Below are 7,972 nucleotides of genomic sequence, written 5' to 3'. Positions count from 1 at the left end.
GCTCCTCAAACGCCTCGCCATCCATGGTCCCCTACCCACCGCCGCATAACCCCGACGAATTAACGGCGAGGGGCACTAAGAGTGAGGTCGCCGTGGCGCGGTCACCAGCACAGAGAACCTCACGTACCCAGGCCCATCCCTACCAAGATCAGGTGCACGGATCTGGCGATCCGCGCGTGACACAGTTGATCGATCGAGACGGCGCTCGGTCCTGCCGATGAGCACGCGTTTCTGCTCGGCAGCAATATACCGGCGCGACAGAGGGTCACGTCCCGTGGCGTGGTGTAGGTGCTCATCGCATCCCCGCTCGTCAGAAAGATCGGGACGGGACGTGCACGGGACCGGCGGTTGATCAATGTCCCGAGCCGTGATCGCGGCCGAGTCCCGCGTCGCGGCCCTTGACTATCGCCGCCGCGCGATCCGGCACCTGCAGCTTCGTCAGCACCGTCGAGATGTGGTTGCGCACCGTCTTCTCCGACAGCACGAGCCGCCGGGCGATCTCGTGGTTGCGGCAGCCGGCCGACATCAGGTCGAGCACCTCCCGCTCCCGCGGCGTGAGGTCCGGGAATACCTGGGCGGAGAACTCCTTCTGCGCCCCGGTGAAGAAGGCCATGATTCGGCGGGCCACGGCAGCGCCGTACACCGCGTCGCCGGCCGCGACGGCCAGCACAGCGCGGACAATCTCGTCGCGCTCCGCGCCCTTCACCAGATACCCGTGTGCGCCGGCGCGCAGCGCCCCGAACACCGCCTCGTCGTCTTCGTGCATGGTCAGGACGAGCACCCGTACGCCGGGCCAGCGCGCCCGGATCAGTCGGGTTGCCACGGCGCCGTCGACCCCGGGCATCGCGAGATCGGTGAGCACGACGTCGGGTTGGGTCCGCTCCACGAGGGCGATCAACCGCTCGCCGTCCGGCACGTCCCCGACCACCTCGATGGAATCCGCTCCGCCCAATGCCGAGCAGAGGCCGAATCGGAACATCGGGTGATCGTCCGCAACCACGACCCGGACCGGCGTGCCACCTCCGCCTCCGCCGAGGTTCGGGCTCACGAAGCCCCCTCGATCGGAAGGCGGGCTACGACCGTCGTGCCACCCCGGTCGGAACTCACCTCGAGACTGCCGCCGACCGACTCCGCCCGCCGGCGCATGGACGGCAGGCCGACCCCGCTTCCGGCCCCGTTCCCGGTCATCCCGTGGCCGTCGTCGGCGATCGTTACGACGAGTTCGTGCCGGCCGTTCGGCAGTTCCGCCCTCGCCATGGCCAGATTGACGGTGCGGGCGTTCGCGTGCCGTACGACGTTGGTCAGCGCTTCCTGAGTGATGCGGTAGGTCGCGGCTTCGACGGGAAGCGCCAACGTCGGTAGGTCCTCGATGTCTACGGAGACCTCGACGGCGGCGCTGACCGAGTCGGCGTGCCGACGTACGGCATTGACGAGGCCGAGCTCGTCCAGGGTGACGGGCCGGAGGTCGTCGATGATCCGGCGCACGTCGTTCACCATGGTGGCGACCTCCTCCCGCAGCCGACCGACGATGGCCTGCGCTGTCGTGGTGTCCGCAGCGGCGATCGCGTCGTCGATCGCCTGCAGTCCGAGTCCGATGCCGGCAAGGGCCGGACCGAGTCCGTCGTGCAGGTCCCGCCCGAGACGCTCACGTTCCGATCGGGTCGCGGCGACCACCCGGTCCCGCTCCACCTGCAGGGACTCGGCGAGGTCGACGGCGCGGAGTACCACCGCAACCTGCGGCGCCAGCAGCCCGAGCAGCCGGCGATCGTCGGGCGTGAACGGCGATGCGTGGTGCCGGTGGCCGACCCGCAACTCACCGATGCACTGTCCCTCGAGGAAGAGGGGTATCGCCTCGTGACCGACGGCGACGACATCCGCCTCGCCGGCGTCGTATCCGCGGTCCGGGCGCGCCGTGGCCATCGGCCGGCCGTCCACCGCGACCACCGCCGCCCACGGAGCCCGAACGGCGTCCGCTACCCCGGTCAGGACCCCAGCCAGCGCATCGCCTTCGGCCGCGACAGTGCCGCCGACCCGGGTGACCGCCTCAAGCGGATCCCGGCGGGCTCCGTACACGAAGCGGTCCACGCCGCGCTGCAGGCGGTCCTTGAGCGGGGTGATGCCGACCGCCACCAGGCCCGCGGCCACGACGCCGGGCAGCGGACCGTGGTCGAGCAGGCTTCCGGCAAAGGCCGACACGCAGAAGTACGCCCCCACGACGGCAGCGGTGAGCGTGCCGTACGTGAGAGCGGGGCGCAGCACGATGCCGAGCAGCCGGTACCGGATGATGCCGATGCCCACCGCGATCGGTACGAGGAGCGCGATGGCGGCGACCGCGATCCTCGGCAGCGGGACGAAGAACGCGCCCAGGGTCAGCGGGATCACGGCCGCCACGAGCCAGGCGAGCTGAACCCGCTGGGGACCGCGAGCGCGCACCAGCCGCACGGCCGTCGCCACCCAGATCGTGGCGGTGCCGCCGATGATCACCACGAAACAGGCGACCGTGCCGATCGGGGTCCACCACCCGGTGGGGAGGGCTGCTGGCGCCGGGCCCACAGCGATGGTGTTGTACGTGACCTGGTCGAACGTCGCACCGATGGTGAGAACGGCGGTGGCGACGACGACGCCGAGCACCGGCCAGCGCCACCACCGGGCGGGAAGGCGCCCCGTCGGATAGAGGGCCAGCAGGGCGCTCGCCTGCAACACCAGCGACGGAAAGTAGACCATGCTGGTGAGCAGTGCCACCCAGTCGGCGTACGGCCACAGCGGATCGACCCGCGTGCCGTACGCGCCGTAGGTGTTGCCGCCGTTCGCGGCAGACTGCAGGGCCCCGACTAGCACGAGGAGCCAGCCGATGCGGTTGCGCGGGCGCATGTTGACCAGTAGCGCACCGGTGACGGCCCAGGCCAGGCTCGCCACAACCGCGGACGGGACCGGATCGAGGTCCGGCCCGCGCGAGGGTTGCATACTCGCCCAGCCCACCGGCGCCGCCATCGCGACGCACGCCGCCACGACGAGCCAGGCGAGCAGGACGGTGGTTCGCCTCATCCCGACCGGGACCGAGCTGCCGGTTGCCTCCACCTCATGCTTCACGCGGCCATTGTCGGTCAGCGACCGTCCCGCATGACACCGCGGATGTCCCAGATCAGCCGGGCAGTCGTCCCGGGTGCGATCGCGACCGCGGTCCCATGCGCCCGACCGTCCGGGCGCCCGACTCTCGCTGTGCCACAGCCGTCGCCCGACGGCCTATCGCGAGAGGAACTCCGATGACGACCCACCTTGACAACCCGACCGCCACTGCGACCCACAACCGGCCCAACCTCGCCGTCGTCGGCGCCGTCGGCGGTACGATCGCCGCCCTGCTCGCGGTGATCTCCACCACCGTCGACACCCCGTTCCGCCCGAAGGACGGGCCGACCTCGGGCCAGTGGGGAATCTTCCCCGACGCCTCGGCGGGAGAGATCGCGGCGCATGCCGGCATCGCCCTGCTCGCCGCAGTGGTCGTCTTCGCGGTGGCGGCGCGCTTGGCCCTGCGGCAGAAGCCCGGCTCGACCGCGGTGTGGTCGCTGGTGCTCGCGATCCTCGGCATTCCGACCGGCATCGTCGTCTACTGGTCCGGGCTGCCGGCGGCGCTCGGCATCGCGGCAATCGTGTTGGGGTTGGACGCGCGGCGCCGCCTGGGCCGGCTCCCGGTCAGCGCCGCCGTCGGGATCGGGCTCGGAGCGCTCGTCCTGGTCGCCAACTCGATGCTGGTCTTCGCGAGCTGACGCACGCTATGCCCCGATCGCCGCTCAGGGGGGAGCGGCGATCGGGGCATACTTCCGGCGCCGTCGGTCCCGGCTCAGCCGGCCGCGGCGCCGGTGAGTACGTCAGCCAGGTTGAACCGGACCGGTCGGTCGAGCTGAGCGTACGTGCACGAGCCGGGATCGCGGTCCGGGCGCCAGCGGACTAACTGGGTCGTGTGCCGGAACCTGACGCCCTGAACCGGCCCTGTTCGCGGTGCTGGTTTCGACCTTCGCCATCCTGACGTCATTCGCCATCATGGCCATCCGTAGCTGCCATCATCTTCCAAACGCCCAGCCAGTTGAGGCCCACCGGGGCGATGCCACCTCAGCCCGAGTACCTGCTCATGGACGCATGTTCTCATGCGAGTCGACGCCCGCTCACGCCGCAGATCGGGTGTGGAAACATCCGGTCGTGCCGAGTTGAGGATGTCGTTCGGACGATCTTCAGTGCGATCATCCTCTACGGAGAATGGGCGCGAGTACGACTCGTGCCGTATGCAGCACGAGCGAGCGGACGGATCCGCGGCCGAAGCGGAGCGCAGATGATCACGGGATACGACACGGTTCTCATCACTGGCGCGCGGGTCGACGCCGGCATCCGGGCGATGCTGGACGGCCTGCATGGCAGGTGGCCGAACATGTTGGTCGCCTTGGGTGGGGAGCACGTGGAGCCGTTTCTTCCATGGCGGAGGACGCGTGCGAAGGTGCCGGCCGGCGCAGGTGAGGTGTACGTCGCGCGCGATGCGGAGATGGAGCGGCGTTGGGACGATGTCGGGTACTCGCTCCTGGAGCACGCCGAGGGACCGTTCGCGGTGCTCTACGAGTCCGCCAGCCAGCCGGCGGTCGAGATCCAGCTCAATGAGGATCCCTACGAACGAAGGGGATTCGGCTTCGATCCGTACCCGGCGACATTGATCAGCGCCGGCTTGTCGCTGGTCACTGTCGTGGCGCCGGACGCTGACAGCCCCTTCAGCCGAGGGTTACTCGACGCGCTCAGACAGGCGCTAATCAGTCAGGCACGCGGCTGATCTTTCGCTGCGACCTGCCGGCTAGACATCCTCATCTAATGGGTTCTGTCAGCCTGCTGGTGCAGGATGGCTCCGGTAGCGGCTGGCGGGTCAGCACTCCCACTCATCGGGCCTTCAAGGTCTTGCGGCAGACCGTGCGCCCGCTGGTCGTGAGGAGGCTGGACAGCTGATGGGATGACGTGCCCTGCTTCTGTGCGGTGAGCACTTGGCCATTAGATCGCTGGGGTCTCTTCCACGCTGCCGTGACCGACATGGTTTGTCGAGGAAGAAGGCGAGATGCTGTTCCTGGGAGACGATTGGGCCGAGGACCATCACGACGTGGAGCTCATCGACGATCGAGGGTCGAAGCTGGCCCGCAAGCGGCTACCCGAGGGACTTGAGGGTGTTACCCGGTTGCATGCGCTGATCGCCGAGCACATGCCGAGCGAGTGGGCCGAGCTCGAATCAACCGAGGCCGCAACGAAGGTGCGGATCGGTATCGAGACCGACCGCGGCCCGTGGGTGCAGGCGCTGATCGCGGCCGGCTATCAGGTGTATGCGATCAACCCGATGTCGGTGGCTCGTTACCGGGAACGGCATTCCACCTCGGGGGCGAAGTCCGACGCCGGCGACGCGCACGTGCTGGCCGAGATCGTGCGTCTCGACCATGCCCATCATCGTCCGATCGCCGGGGACAGCGACCAGGCCGAAGCGATGAAATTCGTCGCTCGCACTCACCAGACGCTGATCTGGGACCGGTCGCGGCAGATGCTGCGGCTGCGCAGCGCGCTGCGCGAGTTCTTCCCGGCGGCGTTGAACGCCTTCGACGACCTGACCGCGCCGGACACGCTGGAACTACTCGGCCGGGCACCGGACCCTGCCCGCGCCGCCCGGCTGTCGCGGTCGCAGATCGCTGCGGCGCTGCGCCGGGCGAACCGCCGCGACATCGACGCCAAAGCCGCGAACCTGCAGCAACAGCTGCGCGCAGGGCAGCTGCGCCAGCCAGACGCCGTCGAAGCCGCTTACGCGGCCATCGTGACCACCCAAGTCCGGCTGATCGCGGCGCTCAACGCCGAGGTCGAGCAGCTCGGGCAGGTGGTGGCCGACCATTTTGGCCGGCACCGGGACGCTGACTACTACCTGAGCCAGCCCGGCCTCGGGGTGGTCCTCGGCGCCCGGATCCTCGCCGAGTTCGGCGACGACCCGCACCGCTTCACCGACGCGAAAGCCCGTAAGAACTACGCCGGCACGTCCCCGATCACCCGGGCCTCCGGCACCCGCACAGTCGTGCTGGCCCGCTACGCGCGCAACCGAAGACTGAGCGACGCCCTGCACCAGTGGGCGTTCTGCTCGCTGAAAGGTTCACCCGGCGCCCGCACCTACTACGACAGCCTGCGCGCCCGCGGCACCGGTCACCAAGCCGCCCTGCGCCAACTCGGCAACCGCTTCGTCGGCATCCTGCACGGCTGCCTCAAGACCGGCACCCCCTACAACGAGGCAACCGCCTGGGCCCATTTGCAGTCCACCTCTTGACATCGAAAAACATGGGATGTCTGCCGCTGTCAAGGCGCGCCGGCCGCTGGTCGGCTCGTCACCGTCCGTGTCGGCGGTCTGCGTGGCTACGGCATCCGGAACTGCCGATGAGCGCGCACCCGATCTATCTTGGATTCGGACGCGTCGCTGGCTGCCAAGTACGGGTGCGTCGGCTGCGTCACAGGGCGATCGGGCGGTAGGCCAGCGCGGCGTCAACGATCTCCTCCGCCGTCGCGTCCCGCAACTCGGGCGGCGGGTAGAAGATGAGGCCGCTCGCGCCCGGCATCACGGTGTTGCGCTCGAACGCCGCGACGTACCAGTCGTCGGTCGGGCCGGCGAGGATGCGACGCACGATCTCGACCAGCTCGTCTCGGGTGACGTCGGGCAGTCGGACCGGCGGCGGCGCGCACGCCCACTCGACCAGCTGTTCACGGTCGGGCGCTCCGCAGCGATAGTTGAAGTCGTCGAGCCCGAAGGTGTGACCGGTCGTCTCGTTGAGCGTCTCGATCGCGGTAGTGGCGTCCTTACCGCGGTCGACGAGCTCCTCGATCCGCAGTATCGCCTCCCCGATCGCGACTCGCCGCTCGGGCGTAACCGGCCGGCGTCGCAGCGTATCGCGCAACTCCACTCCGTGGACCCTACCGGTACCCGGCACGGGCTGGGCCGAGTGGCCAGGACCCGTTCCGAACCGGACGGGCCAAGAATCCCGAGATCGGATGCACGGATTTGCCGCGATCCGATCGCTACGGGGCGTGGCAGCCCATCGCCGGCGGTTCGGCCATGCCGCGATGCGCGCCCGTGTCGCGGACCGTGAAGGCTTCCGCGGCGCCCTCTGAGGATCACGTCGGGCATCAGGTGGGACGTGAGCGCCAAGCATGTCCCGTGACAAGACATAGCGAGAACCGAGGAGGTTGCCGAATTGACCTCTTAAGGATCAAGAGCGGTCTGCAAAGCGGGCCGCGCCGGCCCGGCCCCGGCCTGCTGGCGACCTCCGGCCGGCATCGGCCGGCCGGCGGCGCCGGCGTCACCGTGACAGGTGGTCTAGTGGCCCTGTGCTGCATAGGGTTCGCGGTGGTCAACGTCCTCTTCAGGTTCTCACGGCAACGGTCCAGGGGCTCCTGCCCTCGGCTCCCACGTCCGATTGGGTCACAGACTCGAAGCGTCACTAGATCGATCGACGTCTACCAGTCCGGCCGCCACCATTTTCATCACTCCAGGACCCCTGCACCAGCGCCGACGATTGGGTCCAAGGCGTCGAACCCCCCGCTCGTTGAACGCGTGGATCACATCGCGCACGTAGTCCTCGCTGGTCTTGAGCAGGTGGGCGATGTCCGGGGCCGGCTGCCCCTGGGCGGACATCAGCACCACGATCGACCGGCGCAGCTTCAGCGGATTCTTTGCGGTCCGAGTGATCCGCTGCAACCGCTGGCCTTCGGCCATCGACACCCTGCCGGACGAACACTTCCGGGCGTCGACCCACCCGGCACCACCTCCCATCAAGCGCTGGGAGACAGCCTGCCTGACGGATCCTGGAAAGCGACGGATTACACGATCAACGTTCAAAGACGAGGCACTAGTTGCTCCTGGGCGACGGTCTGGAATGCTTCGCCCATGCCTTCCTACCCGCCTACCTTCGCCGACGAGGTCGTC

The 7,972-nt window shown here is 68.9% G+C and carries 7 protein-coding genes and 1 pseudogene; 3 read left to right on the top strand and 5 right to left on the bottom strand.

Translation table 11 applies throughout. From position 1 onward, the window contains the following. Positions 1-352: 352 nt before the first annotated feature. Complete coding sequence (locus ACVCAH_RS37060) at positions 353-1,048, bottom strand: response regulator (RefSeq protein WP_447140873.1); 696 nt, start codon at positions 1,046-1,048, stop codon at positions 353-355. Further along, positions 1,045-3,090 carry a histidine kinase gene (locus ACVCAH_RS37055; RefSeq protein ID WP_447140872.1) on the bottom strand — a complete coding sequence of 682 codons (2,046 nt, stop codon included), beginning with the start codon at positions 3,088-3,090 and terminating at the stop codon, positions 1,045-1,047. Before ACVCAH_RS37055 ends, ACVCAH_RS37060 begins: the two co-directional genes overlap by 4 nt. 173 nt (positions 3,091-3,263) lie before the next feature. On the opposite strand from ACVCAH_RS37055, the gene ACVCAH_RS37050 reads away from it, so the two are divergent. After that, the gene (locus tag ACVCAH_RS37050; RefSeq protein WP_447140871.1) at positions 3,264-3,764 is read left to right on the top strand and encodes a hypothetical protein; all 501 of its coding nucleotides are present in this window, start codon (positions 3,264-3,266) and stop codon (positions 3,762-3,764) included. 74 nt (positions 3,765-3,838) lie between these two features. Here the strand turns inward: ACVCAH_RS37050 and ligC are convergent. Beyond that, positions 3,839-3,982: pseudogene (ligC, locus tag ACVCAH_RS37045) on the bottom strand (ATP-dependent DNA ligase); the annotation flags it as partial. 342 nt (positions 3,983-4,324) lie between these two features. Here ligC and ACVCAH_RS37040 point away from each other — a divergent pair. Next, positions 4,325-4,810, top strand: coding sequence for a hypothetical protein (locus ACVCAH_RS37040; RefSeq protein WP_447140870.1), 486 nt, complete (start codon positions 4,325-4,327; stop codon positions 4,808-4,810). 276 nt (positions 4,811-5,086) lie between these two features. Further along, positions 5,087-6,322: an IS110 family transposase gene (locus tag ACVCAH_RS37035; RefSeq protein WP_447140869.1), complete on the top strand. Its 1,236-nt coding sequence runs from the start codon at positions 5,087-5,089 to the stop codon at positions 6,320-6,322. 178 nt (positions 6,323-6,500) lie between these two features. Here the strand turns inward: ACVCAH_RS37035 and ACVCAH_RS37030 are convergent, their stop codons facing one another. Next, on the bottom strand, positions 6,501-6,950 hold the full coding sequence (locus ACVCAH_RS37030; protein ID WP_447140868.1) for a hypothetical protein: 450 nt from the start codon (positions 6,948-6,950) through the stop codon (positions 6,501-6,503). A 518-nt stretch (positions 6,951-7,468) separates the two neighbouring features. Then, entirely contained in the window at positions 7,469-7,762 is a 294-nt protein-coding gene (locus ACVCAH_RS37025) for a helix-turn-helix domain-containing protein (RefSeq protein WP_447140867.1), read from the bottom strand. Positions 7,763-7,972: the final 210 nt, after the last annotated feature.

Source organism: Micromonospora sp. LZ34, from assembly GCF_052981855.1.
Note: the sequence above shows the minus strand (reverse complement) of the source record. Positions and strands in the feature narration are given on the sequence as shown.